The sequence below is a fragment of the Pseudomonas sp. 2848 genome, assembly GCF_003253945.1.
In the GTDB taxonomy this organism is placed as follows: domain Bacteria; phylum Pseudomonadota; class Gammaproteobacteria; order Pseudomonadales; family Pseudomonadaceae; genus Aquipseudomonas.
The window spans coordinates 1-17401 of record NZ_QKZD01000020.1 but is presented as its reverse complement, the minus strand read 5'-3'; the positions used below and the strand labels follow the sequence as shown (position 1 = coordinate 17401).

Below are 17401 nucleotides of genomic sequence, written 5' to 3'. Positions count from 1 at the left end.
ATCCGGGGTCAGTCGGCAAGCCGCTTTGAACAATCTGGGTCAGGCGCTTCCGGGCACGGCACAAGCCGGCCCGGGGCCTTGAAGCAGGATGCTCAGCGGCGCTTGGCCATGGCATCGGTGAAACGATCGAACAGTGGCGCGACGTCGGTCGGGCCCGGGCTCGCTTCAGGGTGGCCCTGGAAGCTGAACGCGCATTTGTCGGTGCGCTCGATACCCTGCAGGGTGCCGTCGAACAGCGACTTGTGGATGGCGCGAACATTGCCTGGCAGGGTGGCTTCGTCGACGGCAAAGCCGTGGTTCTGGCTGGTGATCATGACCACACCGGTATCCAGGTCCTGGACCGGGTGGTTGGCACCGTGGTGGCCGTGGCCCATCTTCACGGTCTTGGCGCCGGAGGCCAGGGCCAGCAGCTGGTGGCCGAGACAGATACCGAAGACCGGAATCTCGGTCTCGAGGATTTCCTTGATCGCCTGGATGGCGTAGTCGCATGGCTCCGGATCACCAGGGCCGTTGGACAGGAACACACCATCGGGGTTGAGCGCGAGCACTTCGCTGGCCGGGGTCTGGGCAGGCACCACGGTGACGCGGCAACCACGCGCGACCAACATGCGCAGGATGTTCAGCTTGACGCCGTAGTCGAAGGCAACCACGTGGTACGGCAGGTCGGCAGCATCGATGGTCGGGTGACTGTCGGTCTTCAGCTCCCACACGCTGGAACGCCACTCGTAGCGCTCCTTGGTGGAAACGACCTTGGCCAGGTCCATGCCCTTCAGGCCCGGGAAGGCACGGGCAGCGGCGATGGCCTGCTCTTCGGTGATGTTGTCACCGGCGAGGATGCAGCCGTTCTGGGCGCCCTTTTCACGCAGGATACGGGTCAGGCGGCGGGTATCGATGCCGGCGATGGCGACAACGTTGTTGGCCTTGAGGTACTCAGGCAGCGACTGGGTGTTGCGCCAGTTGCTGGCCAGCAGCGGCAGGTCGCGGATGACCAGGCCAGCGGACCAGACGCGGTTGGATTCGGCGTCTTCCGGGGTGGTGCCGGTATTGCCGATGTGCGGGTAGGTCAGGGTGACGATTTGCTGCGAGTAGGAAGGGTCTGTAAGGATTTCCTGGTAGCCGGTCATAGCGGTGTTGAATACCACCTCGCCAACGGTCTGACCGTCGGCACCAATGGCTTCACCGCGAAAAATACTGCCGTCGGCAAGGGCGAGTATGGCTGGCTTTGTCAAGAAGACCTCCCGTAAATCAAGCATGAAAGGGCGATCGCAGGTTGCAAAAAAGCGGAGTGACGTATGGACACGTCACCCCGCTTTTAAGTGCTGAATTCAATTCGCTGCGCGCTTTTAGTGGACACACTAAAGCTGTAGCTTACAGAAAAGTGCGTTTTCGGTCTACCGTAGATGTGCCTCTAAAACACACCAATGCGACAAGGGGCTGCCAGGCAGCCCCGCGGCATCAACGCAGCTCGAGCACGTCCTGCATGTCGTACAGGCCAGGCTCACGCCCTTCCAGCCACAGCGCAGCGCGCACGGCGCCCTTGGCGAACGTCATGCGGCTGGAGGCCTTGTGGGTGATCTCCAGGCGCTCGCCTTCGGCGGCGAACAGCACGGTGTGATCACCGACCACATCACCGGCACGCACGGTGGCGAAACCGATGGTCTTGCGATCACGAGCACCGGTCTGGCCTTCACGACCATAAACCGCCACTTCCTGCAGGTCGCGCCCCAACGCATTGGCAACCACTTCACCCATGCGCAGCGCGGTCCCCGACGGCGCGTCGACCTTGTGCCGGTGATGGGCCTCGATGATCTCGATATCCACATCATCGCCCAGCACCCGGGCCGCCATGTCCAACAGCTTGAGACTGAGGTTCACACCCACGCTGAAGTTCGCGGCGAAGACGATCGGGATCTCCTTGCCCGCCTCTGCCAGCAGCTCTTTCTCTTCCGGCGTGAAACCGGTGGTGCCGATAACCATGGCCTTGCCCGCCTTGCGGCAGAACGCCAGGTTCTTCAGGGTCACCGAAGGATGCGTGAAGTCGATCAGCACATCGAACTCGTCGGCAACCTTGGCCAGGTCATCACAGATCGGCACGCCGATACGCCCCAGGGCCGCCAGCTCACCGGCATCAGCCCCGACCAGCGAGCTGTCCGGGCGGTCGATCGCCGCCGTCAGGCCCGTCAGGGGCGCCTGCTGCTGCACGGCCTCGACGAGGGTCTTGCCCATCCGCCCCGCCGCGCCCATTACCGCAATACGTCGCATAGCCTGTTCCTTCTCAGAGATCGCCGAAGAAGCGCTTCATACCCTCGAACCAGCCACTGGCCTTGGGCGAATGGGAGCTGTCACCCTCGAGCGAGTCACGCAGCTCTTCGAGCAGTTCGCGCTGGCGACGGCTGAGGTTGACCGGCGTTTCCACCGCCACGCGGCACAGCAGGTCGCCTGCCGCACCACCGCGCACCGGCGCCACACCCTTGCCACGCAAGCGGAACTGCTTGCCGGTCTGGGTGCCTTCGGGAATTTTCAGCTTCACGCGACCATCGAGGGTCGGCACTTCCAGCTCGCCACCCAGGGCGGCGTCGGTGTAGCTGATCGGTACTTCGCAGTAGAGGTGCTTGCCGTCGCGCTGGAAGATCGGGTGCTCGCGCACATTGACGACCACATACAGGTCACCGGTCGGACCGCCATGGGCACCCGCCTCGCCTTCGCCGGACAGGCGGATGCGATCGCCGGTATCGACGCCAGCCGGCACCTTGACCGACAGGGTCTTGTATTCCTCGACACGACCTTCGCCGTGGCACGAGCCGCAAGGGTCGGTGATGATCTTGCCCTGGCCATGGCAGCGCGGGCACGTCTGCTGCACCGCGAAGAAGCCCTGCTGCATGCGCACCTGACCGATACCGCCACAGGTCGGGCAGGTCGACGGGGTCGAGCCCTTCTTGGCGCCGGAGCCGTCGCACGGCTTGCAGTTGACCAGCGTAGGGACGCGGATATTGACCGTGGTACCGCGCACCGCCTCCTCGAGATTGAGCTCGAGGGTGTAGCGCAGGTCACTGCCACGCTGGGCGCCGCCACGACCACCACCACGGCCACCGCCGAAGAAATCACTGAAGACATCACCGAAGATATCGGAGAAGTTGGCACCACCGAAACCGGCACCGCCGCCACCCATGCTCGGGTCGACGCCGGCGTGGCCGTACTGGTCGTACGCCGCACGCTTGCTGGCATCCGACAGCACTTCGTAGGCCTCGTTGGCTTCCTTGAACAGGTCTTCCGACTCTTTATCACCCGGGTTGCGGTCAGGGTGGTACTTCATCGCCAGACGGCGGTAGGCCTTCTTCAGATCACCTTCACTGGCGCCACGCTCGACACCCAGGACTTCATAAAAATCACGCTTTGCCATAGGTCATTTGCACTCTTGGGGGCGTTCGGCATACCTCTGCGCATCGGTGCGCCATGCCGTCAGCACCTGCCGCCATACGCGAATGCGCCCAGACAGATGCTGTAAATAATTCTCGTGTTCCAGACACGCCAACGCGGGAGCAAGCCCCCGCGCGGCGACATCCTACCAGCTCACCGGCAAACGACGGTGAACTGGGCGACAACATGCAGGACTTACTGCTTGTTGTTGTCTTTTACTTCTTCGAACTCGGCGTCAACCACGTCGTCGTGCTTGGCTTCCGGTTCGGCCTGCTGGGCGCCGCCCTGCGGTTGCTCGGCCTGTTGCTCGGCGTACATCTTCTGGGCAACAGGGGCCGAAACCTTGGACAGCTCCTCGACCTTGGCGTCGATGGCAGCCTTGTCGTCGCCCTTGACGGCGGCCTCCAGGGCAACCACGGCGGCCTCGATGGCAGTCTTCTCTTCGGCGGTGACCTTGTCACCCGCTTCAGTGACCATCTTGCGGGTCGAGTGGACCAGCGCATCACCCTGGTTACGGGCGGCGGCCAGCTCTTCGAACTTGCGGTCTTCCTCGGCGTTGGCCTCGGCGTCACGCACCATTTTCTCGATTTCTTCGTCGGACAGACCGGAGTTGGCCTTGATCACGATCGACTGCGCCTTGCCGGTAGCCTTGTCCTTCGCACCGACGTGCAGGATGCCGTTGGCGTCGATGTCGAAGGTCACTTCGATCTGCGGTACGCCGCGTGGAGCCGGCGGAATATCGGCCAGGTCGAACTTGCCCAGCGACTTGTTCTGCGAAGCTTGCTTGCGCTCGCCCTGCAGCACGTGGATGGTCACGGCGCCCTGGTTGTCGTCGGCGGTCGAGAACACCTGCGACTTCTTGGTCGGGATGGTGGTGTTCTTCTCGATCAGCGCGGTCATCACGCCACCCATGGTTTCGATACCCAGGGTCAGCGGGCTGACGTCCAGCAGCAGCACGTCCTTCACGTCACCGGCCAGAACGGCACCCTGGATGGCGGCACCCATGGCAACGGCTTCGTCCGGGTTGACGTCCTTGCGCGCTTCTTTACCAAAGAAGTCGGCAACGGCTTTCTGCACCATCGGCATACGGGTCTGACCACCGACCAGGATCACGTCGTCGATCTTGCTGGCATCAATGCCGGCGTCCTTCAGGGCGATGCGGCATGGCTCGATGGTACGGTTGACCAGGTCTTCGACCAGCGACTCCAGCTTGGCGCGGGAGATCTTCACGTTCAGGTGCTTCGGACCAGTTGCATCTGCAGTGATGTACGGCAGGTTGACGTCGGTCGACTGAGCCGAGGACAGCTCGATCTTGGCCTTTTCAGCGGCTTCTTTCAGGCGCTGCAGGGCCAGGGGATCGTTCTTCAGGTCCATGCCGGACTCTTTCTTGAACTCGTCGACGAGGTAGTCGATCAGGCGCATGTCGAAGTCTTCGCCACCCAGGAAGGTGTCACCGTTGGTGGCCAGCACTTCGAACTGGTGCTCACCGTCGACTTCGGCGATTTCGATGACCGATACGTCGAAGGTACCACCACCCAGGTCATAGACGATGACGGTATGGTCGCCCTTGCCCTTGTCCATGCCGTAGGCCAGCGCAGCGGCGGTCGGCTCGTTGATGATGCGTTTTACGTCCAGGCCAGCGATGCGGCCGGCGTCCTTGGTCGCCTGGCGCTGGCTGTCGTTGAAGTAGGCCGGCACGGTGATGACCGCTTCGGTGACCGGCTCGCCGAGGTAGTCTTCGGCGGTCTTCTTCATTTTCTTCAGGACTTCGGCGCTGATCTGCGGCGGAGCCATCTGCTTGTCGGCAGCCTCGACCCAGGCGTCACCATTGTTGGCCTTGACGATCTTGTAAGGCACCAGCTTGATGTCTTTCTGTACGACATCTTCTTCGAAGCGGCGGCCGATCAGACGTTTCACCGCGAACAGGGTGTTGTGCGGGTTGGTGACCGCCTGGCGCTTGGCCGACTGGCCAACCAGGATCTCGCCGTCGTTGGCGTAGGCGATGATCGAAGGCGTGGTGCGCGCGCCTTCGGCGTTCTCGATGACCTTGGCAGTGCCGTTTTCCAGCACGGAGACGCAGGAGTTGGTGGTCCCCAGGTCGATACCGATGATTTTACCCATGTTGATTCTCCCGAAACTTGAATTTGGTAGCAGCGACTGCTTTGGCCAACTGCGCTAATACTTGAAGGCTTGACACCTAGATGGGGGTGTCCGAAAAGATTTCAAGCCTTTTCGTTGATCGAAGGCTGCGGGGCACTCGGCGCCTTGCTGACCACCACCATGGCGGGGCGCAGCAGGCGGCCATTGAGCAGGTAGCCCTTCTGGAACACGTTCAGCACGCTGTTCGGCTCGACATCAGCACTTTCCTGCATGGCCATCGCCTGGTGGTGCTCGGCGTTGAATGGCTGGCCGTGCGGCTCGATGGTCTCGAGGTTGTAGCGCTTGAGGGTGTCCTGGAACATCTTCAGGGTCAGCTCGATGCCTTCGCGCATCGGCTTGATGGTCTCGTCGTCGGCGCTGGACAGCTCCAGACCACGCTCCAGGCTGTCGATGATCGGCAGCAAGTCGCCGGCGAACTTCTCCAGGGCGAACTTGTGGGCCTTCTCGACATCCTGCTCGGCACGGCGGCGGATGTTCTGCAGGTCGGCAGCGGCGCGCAGGGACTGGTCCTTGGCGGCGGCCAGCTGCTCCTCGAGCTCCAGGACACGGGCATCGGCATTCGCGGCGCCTGCTTCTTCGGAATTCAGGTTCTTCTCATCCAGCTGTTCGTCAGCCATTGGGTTTCTCCTCCACGATTTCTGTCGTGCGAGCCAGGCTCGCCATGTCTTGCCGGCTATATGGGGTCGGAAAAACCAGGTTCAAGGGGGAAGGTGCTTTTCCACATTCATCGACCGGCTATTGGCAGACTTGCGAAAAGCACTGTATAAATATCCAGACAAGACCCTTCGGGAGCCGCTCCATGCTGGTGCACCTGTCCATTCACAACTACGCCATCGTCGAACACCTCGACCTCGAGATCGCCCGCGGCATGTCCGTCATCACCGGCGAGACCGGGGCCGGCAAGTCGATCATGCTCGATGCCCTCGGCCTGGCCCTGGGCGACCGCGCCGACAGCGGCGTGGTGCGCCCGGGCACCGACAAAGCCGACATCCTCGCCACGTTTGACCTGGTCGACATCCCCGAGGCGCACGCCTGGCTCGCCGAGCGCGACCTGGAAAGCGACGGCCCCTGCATCCTGCGCCGGGTGATCACCGCCGAGGGCCGTAGCCGCGGCTACATCAATGGCACCCCTTGTCCGCTGGGCGACCTCAAGGCCCTGGGCGAGCTGCTGATCGATATCCACAGCCAGCACGAACACCAGTCACTGCTGAAAACCGACACCCACCGCCGCCTGGTGGACGAGTACGCCGGCGCCACCGATCTGGCCCGCCAGGTGCAGCTGGCCGCCAAGCGCTGGAACCAGACGCGCCAGGAGCTGGAGCGCCTGAGCAACTCCGGCGACGAGCAGCGGGCGCGCCACCAGTTGCTCAGCTACCAGCTGGAGGAACTCGACAACCTCGGACTGGGCGAAAACGAACTGGAGCAGCTTGAGCAGGAGCACAAGAACCTGACCAACGCCGAGGCACTCTTCGGCATTTGCCGCCAGGTCATCGAACAGTGCAGCGAAAGCGATTCAGGCAACGTGCTGAGCGCCCTGACCATGAGCCTCAACCGCCTCGGCGCGGTAGGCAATGCACCCAAGGCACTGGGCGAGGCGGTCAACCTGATTGCCAGCGCGCAGATCCAGGTGGAGGAGGCCGTCGGCGAACTCAACCGCTTCCTCGACAACTTCGACGCCGACCCGATGCGCCTGCAGAGCCTTGAAGAGCGCCTGGACACCATCTACACCCTCGCCCGCAAGCACCGCGTGCATCCCACTGAACTGCCGCACCTGCAACAGCGCCTGATGGAAGAGCTGGAAGGGCTGAACGCCAGCGACGAATCGATCGAGCGGCTGGGCGAGGAGCTCGCGGCCTTCGCACAGCATTATAAAGAGAAGGCCATCGAGCTCAGCACCCTGCGCCGGCAGGCGGCCAAACAGCTGGCCACCGCCGTGGAGCAGGAAATCCAACGCCTGGGCATGCCCGGCGGACGCTTCTGCATCGAACTCACCCCCTTCGAAAGCACGGACCTCTCACCCCATGGCCTGGAGCAGATCGAACTGCTGGTCAGTGCCAACCCGGGCCAGCCACTCAAGGGCCTGGCCAAAGTGGCCTCGGGCGGCGAACTGTCACGCATCAGCCTGGCGATCCAGGTGATCACCGCACAGACCTCACGCATTCCAACCTTGGTATTCGACGAAGTCGACGTTGGCATCGGCGGCCCGACTGCCGAGATCGTCGGCCAATTGCTTCGCCGTCTCGGCGAGCGCGGCCAGGTGCTGACCGTGACCCACCTGCCACAGGTCGCAGCCCAGGGGCATCACCACCTGTTCGTGCACAAGGTGCGCAACAGCGACACCACGCATACCGCCGTGGCCAGCCTGGGCAAGCGCGAGCGGGTCGAGGAAGTGGCGCGGATGCTGGGCGGTATCGACCTCACCAAGGAGTCGCTAGCCCATGCGCGCAAGATGGTGGTGACCAGCAAGACCTGAGCGGGCCCACCCCACGCACGCTCCCCAGAAAGCACAAAGGCGACCCGAAGGTCGCCTTTGTCGTCAATAACGAGATAAATCGTTACTTCTTTTTACGCACATACAGAACCAGATTGTGGTCCACCAGCTCGAAACCGTGCTCGGCAACGATTTCCTTCTGGCGCTTTTCGATCTCGACATCGAAGAACTCGATGACTTCACCGCTATCCACGTTGACCATGTGGTCGTGGTGGCCGCCGTCAGCCAGCTCGAATACCGCGTGGCCGCCATCGAAGTTATGGCGAACCACCAGACCCGCCGCTTCGAACTGGGTCAGTACGCGATACACGGTCGCCAGACCGACATCCTCGCCAGCCTCCATCAGCGCCTTGTACACATCCTCGGCACTCATGTGACGCTGCTCGGTGGAGTCGAGCATCTGAAGAATCTTTACTCGAGGCAGGGTTACCTTGAGGCCCGCTTTGCGCAATTCGCTATTTTCAACCATGGTCAGCTTTCTCGCCGATGCTGCTTCGCAGCTTCTCTTAATACGGGTATGATCGGGGTTTACGTTGTCCAGCCAAGATAGTGGAAGTCGCCCACCGATGCAAAACACCAAGCTCTTGCTAACCAGCCTCACCCTAGTGGGACTGCTCGCACTCGCCGGTTGCTCGTTTCCCGGGGTTTACAAAATCGACATCCAGCAGGGCAATGTCGTCACGCAGGACATGATAGACCAATTGCGTCCGGGAATGACCCGCCGACAAGTAAGGTTTATCATGGGCAACCCCCTGCTGCAGGACACCTTCCACACCAATCGCTGGGATTATCTCTACAGCCTGCAGCCTGGCGGCGGCCAGCGCCAGCAAGAGCGCATGAGCATCTTCTTCAACGAGAACGATCAACTGGTCAACCTCTCCGGCGACTTCATGCCAGGCGTCAGCCGCGACCAGGAAATCCTCGGTGGCAGCAGTGACACCACGGTCAACCCGGACAAGCAGCCGAGCCAACCCGAGAAGCCAGCCAAGCCAGGCTCGCTGGAAGACTCGCTGCAAAAGGAAATCGACAACGTCGAGACCACTCCGGTGCCGACACCAGCACCGCTGGAAACTTCGCCGCAGTAAATGCGCCGATACTAAAAAGCCCGGATCTTGTCCGGGCTTTTTATTGCCTGCATGAATGGTGGGGCTTGCTCACCCGCCACGCGCGCCCTCAACCATTGAGCTGCTTGGCCCGCTGGCAGAAGGCATCGACCATCGTGTTGGCCGCCTGATTGAACAGCGGCCCCAAGGTGGCCCGCACCAGGGCACCTGCGTAGTCGAACGACAGGTCGAGGCTGATCTTGCAGGCCTTCTCTCCCAACGGCTTGAACACCCACAGCCCGTGCAACTGGGTGAACGGCCCCTCCTCCAGGTTCATCTCGATCGACTGCCCCGGCACCAGCACATTGCGCGTGATGAACTGCTGGCTCATGCCACCCTTGGCCACTTCCAGCCTTGCCCGCATGTGCGTGTCACTGGTCTCGAGCACCGTGGACGCCGAGCACCAGGGCAGGAACTCCGGGTAGCTCGCCACATCGTTGACCAGGTCGTAGAGCGCCTGGGCAGGGTACGGCAGCAGAGCGGAGCGTTGAATATGGGTAGTCATCCAGGCGTCACTTCCAAACTGGGCGGCAGCGCTTGTCAGCGCCTTGAAAACGGCTCTGCGCGGCAGAGCGTGGGTTGCATTGTCCGGGATTCACACAACAGGCTCAAGCGCAGCTAAACCCCGTAGCCGAGGACGCGGCGACTGCCTATAATGCCGCCCCTATGGCTAAACAAAAGAAGCATCCGACCGGGACCATCGCGCAGAACAAGAAAGCGCGACACGATTACTTCATCGAACACAAGTTCGAGGCCGGGCTGGTCCTGTCCGGCTGGGAAGTAAAAAGCCTGCGGGCCGGCAAGGCGCACCTGACCGACAGCTACGTGCTGCTCAAGGATGGAGAAGCCTGGCTGTTCGGCAGCCACATCACCCCGCTGAACACCGCCAGCACCCACGTCATCGCCGACCCCATCCGCACCCGCAAGCTGCTGCTGAACAAGCGCGAGCTCGAGCGCCTGGAAGCGGCCGTGGCGCAGAAGGGCTACACCTGCGTGGCGATGTCGCTGTACTGGAGCAAGCACCTGATCAAGTGCGAGATCGCACTCGGCAAGGGCAAGAAGGAGTTCGACAAGCGCGATACCGTGCGCGAGCGCGACTCCAACCGCGAGCTGCAGCGCACGATGCGCAACAAGGGCAAGGAAGAGTAGGGCTCGGCCTGACCTTTCCCGTGGGAGCGGGCTTGCCCCGCGATAGCACCAGGCCAGGCAGTACCGCTGCCCCTGCTAGCGCGATCGCGGGGCAAGCCCGCTCCCACGAAGTCCAGAATCAGCGTCCGCTGCGCCGCTCCGCACGCGCCACCCGCTGCGCTTGCTGCTGCGCCTCCTGCAGCACCTCCTGCACATACAGGATGTGCCGGCTGGACACCTCCCGCGCGTCCTCCGCGCGCCCCTCGACAATCGCCAGATACAACTCGCGATGCTGGCTGATCAGCATGTCGCGGGTCTCCGTGCGTTGCTGGTACATGCCGCCAATGTTGGTCACCACATTGCGCTTGAGCAGGTCGAACAACCCGCGAATGGTGTGCAACAGCACGGCGTTGTGGCTGGCCTCGGCAATGGCCAGATGGAAGCGCGCATCCGCCGCGCCCTCCTCCGCCCGGTCCACTTCACCGACACGGTTGTAGCAGTCCTGCAAGGCGTCGAACGCAGTCTTCAGCCGCTCGCGATCCGGCTCGGTGGCGCGCTGCGCCGCGTAGTAGGCGCAGGACGCCTCCAGCGTATGACGAAACTCCAGCAGGTCACGCTGCGCCTCGGGACTGGATTCGAGAAGTTTCAGCAAGGGGTCGCTGAAGGTCGAGCCCAATGACTCGGCCACATAGTTGCCGCCGCCCTGGCGACTGACCAGCAAGCCCTTGGCCACCAACTTCTGGATCGCCTCGCGCAGCGACGGGCGCGACACGCCGAACTGCTCGGCCAGGGCGCGCTCGGCCGGCAGGCGCTGACCCGAGGTGAGGGTGCCTTCGAGAATCATCCCTTCCAACCGATCGACGATGTCGTCGGACAGGCGCCGCTGGCGGACCTGATCAAAAACCATCACATGCTCTCCACGAACCCCGGGGATGCGAATCCGGGGGCGCCTATTCTGCGCCTATCCGGCTTGCGCCGACACCCATCAGGCGGCGTTTTTCCCAGCCATTCAGATGCCCGCTCATCGGCGTCCGACCAAAGTTTCCCCCAGGACAAATTGACACACCCGCTGCTGCGCTTTTAACCTAGCGACCAGCCATTGTAAATTGGTCTTACCAATTATCCAATACCAGTGCCTTGACCAACAACAATTAGGGGCCACCCCATATGCAAACCTGGCAACAACTCTATACCCCGCTTGGTAGCCTTGGCCTGTCCGCGCTGGCGGCGGTCATCCCAATCGTGTTCTTCTTCCTTGCCCTCGCCGTGTTCCGCCTCAAGGGCCACGTCGCCGGCAGCATCACCCTGGCGCTGTCGATCCTGGTGGCGATCTTCGCCTTCCAGATGCCTGTCGACATGGCCCTGGCCGCTGCGGGTTACGGCTTCCTCTATGGCCTCTGGCCAATTGCCTGGATCATCGTTGCCGCGGTGTTCCTCTACAAACTCACGGTCAAGAGTGGCCAGTTCGAGGTCATCCGCAGCTCGGTGCTGTCGATCACCGACGACCAACGCCTGCAGGTGCTGCTGATTGGCTTCTGCTTCGGCGCCTTCCTCGAAGGCGCGGCCGGCTTCGGCGCACCGGTGGCCATCACCGCCGCGCTGCTGGTGGGCCTGGGCTTCAACCCGCTGTATGCCGCCGGCCTGTGCCTGATCGCCAACACCGCCCCGGTGGCCTTTGGCGCCCTGGGTATCCCGATCATCGTGGCCGGGCAGGTAACCGGCATCGACGCCTTCCACATCGGCGCCATGACCGGACGCCAGCTGCCGCTGCTGTCGCTGTTCGTGCCGTTCTGGCTGGTGTTCATGATGGACGGCGTGCGCGGCGTGAAAGAGACCTGGCCTGCCGCCCTGGTGGCCGGCCTGAGCTTCGCCGTCACCCAGTACTTCACCTCCAACTTCATCGGCCCGGAGCTGCCCGACATCACCTCGGCCCTGGCCAGCCTGATCGCCCTGACCCTGTTCCTCAAGGTCTGGCAACCCAAGCGCGCGTTCGCCGAGGCCAAGGGCAGCGTCGGCGCCGCCGTCGTGCAGTCGAGCGGCAGCCAACCGAGCCCGTACAGCTTTGGCGAGATCTTCAAGGCCTGGTCGCCCTTCCTGATCCTCACCGTGCTGGTCACCATCTGGACCCTGAAACCATTCAAGGCAGCCTTCGCCCCGGGCGGCGCGATGTACAACTTCGTGTTCAACTTCGCCATCCCGCACCTCGACCAACTGGTGGTGAAGACCGCACCAATCGTCACAGCGCCCACCGCCATGCCGGCGGTGTTCAAGCTCGACCCGATCTCCGCCACCGGCACCGCGATCTTCCTATCGGCACTGATCTCGATGTGGGTGTTGAAGATCAACTTCAAAACTGGTCTGACCACTTTCAAAGAAACCTTCTGGGAACTGCGCTGGCCGATCCTGTCGATCGGCATGGTGCTGGCCTTCGCCTTCGTCACCAACTACTCGGGCATGTCCTCGACCATGGCCCTGGTGCTGGCCGGCACAGGCGCGGCGTTCCCGTTCTTCTCGCCGTTCCTCGGCTGGCTGGGCGTGTTCCTGACCGGCTCGGACACCTCGTCCAACGCCCTGTTCAGCTCGCTGCAGGCCACCACCGCGCACCAGATCGGCGTCAGCGACACCCTGCTGGTGGCGGCCAACACCAGCGGCGGCGTGACCGGCAAGATGATCTCGCCGCAGTCGATCGCCGTGGCCTGCGCGGCCACCGGCCTGGTCGGCAAGGAATCCGACCTGTTCCGCTTCACCGTCAAGCACAGCCTGTTCTTCGCCACCATCGTCGGCCTGATCACCCTGGTGCAGGCTTACTGGCTGACCGGCATGCTGGTTCATCACTAAAGTGAAAGGGCCCGGGCGCCACTGCGCGCCCGGCATCTCCTTCAACCCACGCTGCGAGAATCCATGATCATTTCCGCCTCCACCGACTATCGCGCCGCGGCCCAACGCAAGCTGCCCCCCTTCCTGTTCCACTACGCCGACGGCGGCGCCTACGCCGAGCACACCCTGCGCCACAATGTCTCGGACCTTGCCGGCATCGCCTTGCGCCAGCGCGTACTGAAGAACATGTCCGAGCTGAGCTTGCAGACAAAACTGTTCGACGAGACCCTGAGCATGCCCGTGGCCCTGGCCCCGGTCGGCCTCACCGGCATGTACGCCCGTCGTGGCGAGGTGCAGGCGGCACGCGCAGCGGCGGCCCATGGCATTCCGTTCACGATGTCGACGGTATCGGTGTGCCCGATCGAAGAAGTGGCCCCGGCCATCGACCGGCCAATGTGGTTCCAGCTGTATGTCCTGAAAGACCGCGGCTTCATGCGCAACGCCTTGGAGCGTGCGAAAGCGGCCGGCGTGAAGACCTTGGTGTTCACCGTCGACATGCCCGTGCCCGGCGCCCGCTATCGCGACGCCCACTCCGGCATGAGCGGCGCCAACGGCCCGCTGCGCCGCGTGCTGCAAGCCATGACCCACCCGCAATGGGCCTGGGACGTCGGCGTGATGGGCCGCCCCCACGACCTGGGCAATATCTCCGCCTACCGCGGCAACCCCACGGGCCTTGCCGACTACATCGGCTGGCTGGGCAACAACTTCGACCCGTCCATCTCCTGGAAAGACCTGGAGTGGATCCGCGAATTCTGGGACGGCCCGATGATCATCAAGGGCATCCTCGACGCCGATGACGCCCGCGACGCGGTCAAGTTCGGCGCCGACGGCATCGTCGTCTCAAACCACGGCGGCCGCCAGCTCGACGGCGTGTTGTCCAGCGCCCGTGCGCTGCCGGCCATCGCCGACGCGGTGAAGGGCGATATCAAGATCCTCGCCGACTCCGGCATCCGCAGCGGCCTCGATGTGGTGCGCATGATCGCCCTGGGCGCCGACACCGTGCTGATCGGCCGCGCCTTCCTCTATGCCCTGGCGACCCACGGCGAGGCCGGGGTGAAGAACCTGCTGGAGCTGTTCGAGAAAGAAATGCGCGTGGCCATGGTGCTGACCGGCGCCAAGTCCATCGGCGAGATCAGCAAAGACTCGCTGGTCCGCGAACTGGGCGCCTGAGCGCGCCCGCCAACGCCTGATTACCCGGGGCACGCCGCGCACCAGACGCCGCGGCCCCGCGAGGAGACTGCATGAGCCTGCCCGCCGCGTTCCTGCGTGATGCCGAGCGCCTGATCCCCGCCGAGCGCCGCTTCGACGACCCGACTTCGACCCTGGCCTTCGGCACCGACGCCAGCTTCTACCGGCTGATCCCCAAGCTGGTGCTGCGCGTGGAGTCCGAGGACGAAGTGGTCGCGCTGATCCAGCTGGCCCAGCGTGACCGGGTAGCGGTGACTTTCCGCGCTGCCGGCACCAGCCTGTCCGGCCAGGCCATCAGCGACTCGGTGCTGATCGTGCTCGGCGACAACTGGAATGGCCGGGAGATTCGCAACCACGGCGAGCAGATCCGCCTGCAGCCCGGCGTGATCGGCGCCCAGGCCAATGCCTGGCTGGCCCCCTATGGGCGCAAGATCGGCCCGGACCCGGCGTCGATCAACGCCTGCAAGATCGGCGGCATCGTCGCCAACAATGCCAGCGGCATGTGCTGCGGCACCGCGCAGAACACCTACCACACCCTCGCCGGTCTGCGCCTGGTGCTGGCCGATGGCACCCGCCTGGACAGCGAAGACCCGGCCAGCGTCGCCGCATTCGAGCAAAGCCACGCCAGCCTGCTGGACGAACTGGCCCGCCTTGGCCGCGAGACCCGCGCCAACACCACGCTGGCTGAGCGCATCCGGCACAAGTACCGGCTGAAGAACACCACGGGGCTTTCGCTTAACGCACTGGTGGACTACGACCAGCCGCTCGATATTCTGCAACACTTGCTGGTCGGCTCCGAGGGGACCCTGGGTTTCATCAGCGCCGTCACCTACGACACCGTGCCCGACCACCCGCACAAGGCCAGCGCGCTGCTGGTGTTCCCCAGCGTCGAAAGCTGCTGCCGCGCCGTGACCGTGCTCAAGCGCCAGCCCGTCTCCGCCGTGGAGCTGCTCGACCGTCGCAGCCTGCGCTCGGTGCAGGAGATGCCGGGCATGCCGGCGTGGGTCAAGGACCTGTCGGCCAACGCCTGCGCCCTGCTGATCGAATGTCGCGCGGCCAGCCAGAGCCTGCTGCACGAGCAACTCGAGCAGGTAATGGCGTCCATCGACGACTACCCGCTGGAGCAGAAGGTCGCGTTCAGCGAAGACCCGGCGGTGTACAACCAGCTGTGGAAGATCCGCAAGGACACCTTCCCCGCCGTCGGCGCCGTGCGCCAGACCGGCACCACGGTGATCATCGAGGACGTGACCTTCCCCATCGAGCAACTGGCCGAAGGCGTCAACCGCCTGATCCAGCTGTTCGACAAGCACCGCTACGACGAGGCGATCATTTTCGGCCACGCCCTGGAAGGCAACCTGCACTTCGTCTTCACCCAGGGCTTCAACAGCGCCGAGGAAGTGGCGCGCTACCAGGCCTTCATGGACGACGTGGCGCAGCTGGTGGCAGTGGAATTCGGCGGCTCGCTCAAGGCCGAGCACGGCACCGGGCGCAACATGGCGCCCTTCGTCGAACTGGAATGGGGGCATGACGCCTACCAGCTGATGTGGAAGCTCAAGCGCCTGCTCGACCCCAACGGCATACTCAACCCCGATGTGGTGCTGAGCGAGGACCCCGACATCCACCTGAAGAACCTCAAGCCGCTGCCGGCCGCCGACGAGATCGTCGACAAGTGCATCGAGTGCGGTTTCTGCGAGCCGGTATGTCCGTCGAAAGGGCTTACCTTGAGCCCGCGCCAGCGCATCGTCATGTGGCGCGACATCCAGGCGAAGAAACGCGCCGGCGTTGATACCCGCGAACTGCTGCGCACCTACCAGTACCAGGGCATCGACACCTGCGCCGCCACAGGCCTGTGCGCCCAGCGCTGCCCGGTGGGCATCAACACTGGTGAGCTGGTGAAGAAGCTGCGCGGGCAGGCGGCCGAGCACGGCAAGGCCGCCGACTGGCTGGCCGAACATTTCCACGCCACCCTGCGCGGCGCGCGCTTCACGCTGGCCGCCGCCAATGGCGCGCGCAAGCTGCTCGGCGCCCCGCGCATGAGCCGGCTCAGCGCCCGCCTGAGCAAGGCCAGCAAAGGCCGCCTGCCGCAGTGGACTCCCGCCATGCCGCAGCCGCTGCGGGCCGTCGAACTCAGCGCCGCGAGCCACGACGCCCGCCCTCGCGTGGTCTACCTGGCCGCCTGTGTTTCGCGGGTGATGGGCCCGGCCTATGCCGACCGCGAGCAGAGTTCGTTGCTGGACAAGACCCGTGCTCTGCTAGAGAAGGCCGGCTACCAGGTAGTGTTCCCGGACAACGCCGACAGCCTGTGCTGTGGCCAGCCGTTCGCCTCCAAGGGCTACCCCGAGCAGGCCGAGCACAAGCGACAGGAACTGATCACCGCGCTGCTGCACGCCAGCCGTGGCGGCCTTGACCCGATCTACTGCGACACCAGCCCCTGCACCCTGCGCCTGGTCCAGGACCTGGGCGAATCGCGATTGGACCTGTACGATCCGGTACGCTTCATCCGCACCCACCTGGTCGACAAGCTGGAGTTCACCCCCCAGGACGAGCCCGTGGCGGTACACGTGACCTGCAGCACCCAGCACCTGGGCGAAAGCCAGGCGCTGATCGACCTGGCGCGGCGCTGCAGCAAGCAGGTGGTGATCCCCGAAGGCATTCATTGCTGCGGCTTCGCCGGCGACAAGGGCTTCACCACACCGGAGCTCAACGCCCATTCGCTGCGCACGCTCAAGGACGCGGTGCAGTACTGCAGCGAGGGGATCTCCACCAGCCGCACCTGCGAGATCGGCCTGTCGAGCCACAGTGGCATCGACTATCACGGGCTGGTCTACCTGGTAGACCGGGTGACGCGGGCGCGCAGTCTCTGAGGGCAGGGCTTTCTCGCACCGGCCTCTCGCCGGCAAGCCGGCTCCCACCCCGACCGCGCTAGCCCAAAGCAATGTGCCATCCTGTGGGAGCAACTGTCTTGAGGGGATTTTTTTAGAAAGATCCTTTCAGACATAGCTTCGCCAGCGACTCCCTCCAGATGGAGTCGCTGGCG

14 protein-coding genes are annotated in these 17401 nt (G+C 63.8%); 6 read left to right on the top strand and 8 right to left on the bottom strand.

The window, feature by feature from the left end; all coding sequences use genetic code 11:
- Positions 1 to 92: 92 nt before the first annotated feature.
- The 5 genes from carA to grpE form a co-directional block, all read right to left on the bottom strand.
- Positions 93 to 1229: a glutamine-hydrolyzing carbamoyl-phosphate synthase small subunit gene (gene carA / locus DFS21_RS25480; RefSeq protein ID WP_102683188.1), complete on the bottom strand. Its 1137-nt coding sequence runs from the start codon at positions 1227 to 1229 to the stop codon at positions 93 to 95.
- A 226-nt stretch (positions 1230 to 1455) separates the two neighbouring features.
- Positions 1456 to 2262: a 4-hydroxy-tetrahydrodipicolinate reductase gene (gene dapB / locus DFS21_RS25475; protein ID WP_102683187.1), complete on the bottom strand. Its 807-nt coding sequence runs from the start codon at positions 2260 to 2262 to the stop codon at positions 1456 to 1458.
- 13 nt (positions 2263 to 2275) lie between these two features.
- Positions 2276 to 3400, bottom strand: a complete 1125-nt coding sequence (gene dnaJ / locus DFS21_RS25470) for a molecular chaperone DnaJ (RefSeq protein ID WP_102683186.1) — start codon at positions 3398 to 3400, stop codon at positions 2276 to 2278.
- Between the two features lie 212 nt (positions 3401 to 3612).
- On the bottom strand, positions 3613 to 5538 hold the full coding sequence (gene dnaK, locus DFS21_RS25465) for a molecular chaperone DnaK (RefSeq protein WP_102683185.1): 1926 nt from the start codon (positions 5536 to 5538) through the stop codon (positions 3613 to 3615).
- Between the two features lie 101 nt (positions 5539 to 5639).
- Entirely contained in the window at positions 5640 to 6194 is a 555-nt protein-coding gene (gene grpE, locus DFS21_RS25460) for a nucleotide exchange factor GrpE (protein ID WP_050706997.1), read from the bottom strand.
- 182 nt (positions 6195 to 6376) lie between these two features.
- Between grpE and recN the strand changes: the two genes are divergently transcribed.
- On the top strand, positions 6377 to 8050 hold the full coding sequence (gene recN, locus DFS21_RS25455; protein ID WP_110701755.1) for a DNA repair protein RecN: 1674 nt from the start codon (positions 6377 to 6379) through the stop codon (positions 8048 to 8050).
- A gap of 82 nt (positions 8051 to 8132) precedes the next feature.
- Here recN and fur read toward each other — a convergent pair whose 3' ends face one another.
- A complete protein-coding gene (fur, locus tag DFS21_RS25450; protein ID WP_110701757.1) occupies positions 8133 to 8537 on the bottom strand; it encodes a ferric iron uptake transcriptional regulator in 405 nt (134 codons plus the stop codon).
- A gap of 97 nt (positions 8538 to 8634) precedes the next feature.
- Between fur and DFS21_RS25445 the strand changes: the two genes are divergently transcribed.
- Positions 8635 to 9153 carry an outer membrane protein assembly factor BamE gene (locus DFS21_RS25445; protein WP_110701759.1) on the top strand — a complete coding sequence of 173 codons (519 nt, stop codon included), beginning with the start codon at positions 8635 to 8637 and terminating at the stop codon, positions 9151 to 9153.
- Between the two features lie 88 nt (positions 9154 to 9241).
- Here the strand turns inward: DFS21_RS25445 and DFS21_RS25440 are convergent, their stop codons facing one another.
- Positions 9242 to 9676, bottom strand: a complete 435-nt coding sequence (locus DFS21_RS25440; protein WP_046854056.1) for a type II toxin-antitoxin system RatA family toxin — start codon at positions 9674 to 9676, stop codon at positions 9242 to 9244.
- Positions 9677 to 9837: 161 nt separating this feature from the next.
- Between DFS21_RS25440 and smpB the strand changes: the two genes are divergently transcribed.
- A complete protein-coding gene (smpB, locus tag DFS21_RS25435) occupies positions 9838 to 10320 on the top strand; it encodes an SsrA-binding protein SmpB (protein ID WP_023629355.1) in 483 nt (160 codons plus the stop codon).
- Between the two features lie 118 nt (positions 10321 to 10438).
- Here the strand turns inward: smpB and DFS21_RS25430 are convergent, their stop codons facing one another.
- On the bottom strand, positions 10439 to 11206 hold the full coding sequence (locus tag DFS21_RS25430) for an FCD domain-containing protein (RefSeq protein ID WP_102683182.1): 768 nt from the start codon (positions 11204 to 11206) through the stop codon (positions 10439 to 10441).
- A gap of 260 nt (positions 11207 to 11466) precedes the next feature.
- On the opposite strand from DFS21_RS25430, the gene DFS21_RS25425 reads away from it, so the two are divergent.
- The 3 genes from DFS21_RS25425 (at position 11467) to DFS21_RS25415 (ending at position 17228) form a co-directional block, all read left to right on the top strand.
- The gene (locus DFS21_RS25425) at positions 11467 to 13137 is read left to right on the top strand and encodes a lactate permease LctP family transporter (RefSeq protein ID WP_102683181.1); all 1671 of its coding nucleotides are present in this window, start codon (positions 11467 to 11469) and stop codon (positions 13135 to 13137) included.
- A gap of 63 nt (positions 13138 to 13200) precedes the next feature.
- Positions 13201 to 14346 (top strand): FMN-dependent L-lactate dehydrogenase LldD, encoded by a 1146-nt coding sequence (gene lldD, locus DFS21_RS25420; protein WP_102683180.1) that lies wholly within the window; start codon positions 13201 to 13203, stop codon positions 14344 to 14346.
- 71 nt (positions 14347 to 14417) lie between these two features.
- On the top strand, positions 14418 to 17228 hold the full coding sequence (locus DFS21_RS25415; RefSeq protein WP_111533403.1) for an FAD-binding and (Fe-S)-binding domain-containing protein: 2811 nt from the start codon (positions 14418 to 14420) through the stop codon (positions 17226 to 17228).
- Positions 17229 to 17401 lie beyond the last annotated feature (173 nt).

Bases quoted from the DNA above. Each gene is read 5' to 3' on its own strand.
- DFS21_RS25415 (WP_111533403.1), top strand. From the start codon at position 14,418: ATGAGCCTGCCCGCCGCGTTCCTGCGTGATGCCGAGCGCCTGATCCCC.
- DFS21_RS25440 (WP_046854056.1), bottom strand. From the start codon at position 9,676: ATGACTACCCATATTCAACGCTCCGCTCTGCTGCCGTACCCTGCCCAG.
- lldD (WP_102683180.1), top strand. From the start codon at position 13,201: ATGATCATTTCCGCCTCCACCGACTATCGCGCCGCGGCCCAACGCAAG.
- DFS21_RS25430 (WP_102683182.1), bottom strand. From the start codon at position 11,206: ATGGTTTTTGATCAGGTCCGCCAGCGGCGCCTGTCCGACGACATCGTC.
- dnaJ (WP_102683186.1), bottom strand. From the start codon at position 3,400: ATGGCAAAGCGTGATTTTTATGAAGTCCTGGGTGTCGAGCGTGGCGCC.
- fur (WP_110701757.1), bottom strand. From the start codon at position 8,537: ATGGTTGAAAATAGCGAATTGCGCAAAGCGGGCCTCAAGGTAACCCTG.
- grpE (WP_050706997.1), bottom strand. From the start codon at position 6,194: ATGGCTGACGAACAGCTGGATGAGAAGAACCTGAATTCCGAAGAAGCA.
- dapB (WP_102683187.1), bottom strand. From the start codon at position 2,262: ATGCGACGTATTGCGGTAATGGGCGCGGCGGGGCGGATGGGCAAGACC.
- smpB (WP_023629355.1), top strand. From the start codon at position 9,838: ATGGCTAAACAAAAGAAGCATCCGACCGGGACCATCGCGCAGAACAAG.
- recN (WP_110701755.1), top strand. From the start codon at position 6,377: ATGCTGGTGCACCTGTCCATTCACAACTACGCCATCGTCGAACACCTC.
- DFS21_RS25445 (WP_110701759.1), top strand. From the start codon at position 8,635: ATGCAAAACACCAAGCTCTTGCTAACCAGCCTCACCCTAGTGGGACTG.
- dnaK (WP_102683185.1), bottom strand. From the start codon at position 5,538: ATGGGTAAAATCATCGGTATCGACCTGGGGACCACCAACTCCTGCGTC.
- DFS21_RS25425 (WP_102683181.1), top strand. From the start codon at position 11,467: ATGCAAACCTGGCAACAACTCTATACCCCGCTTGGTAGCCTTGGCCTG.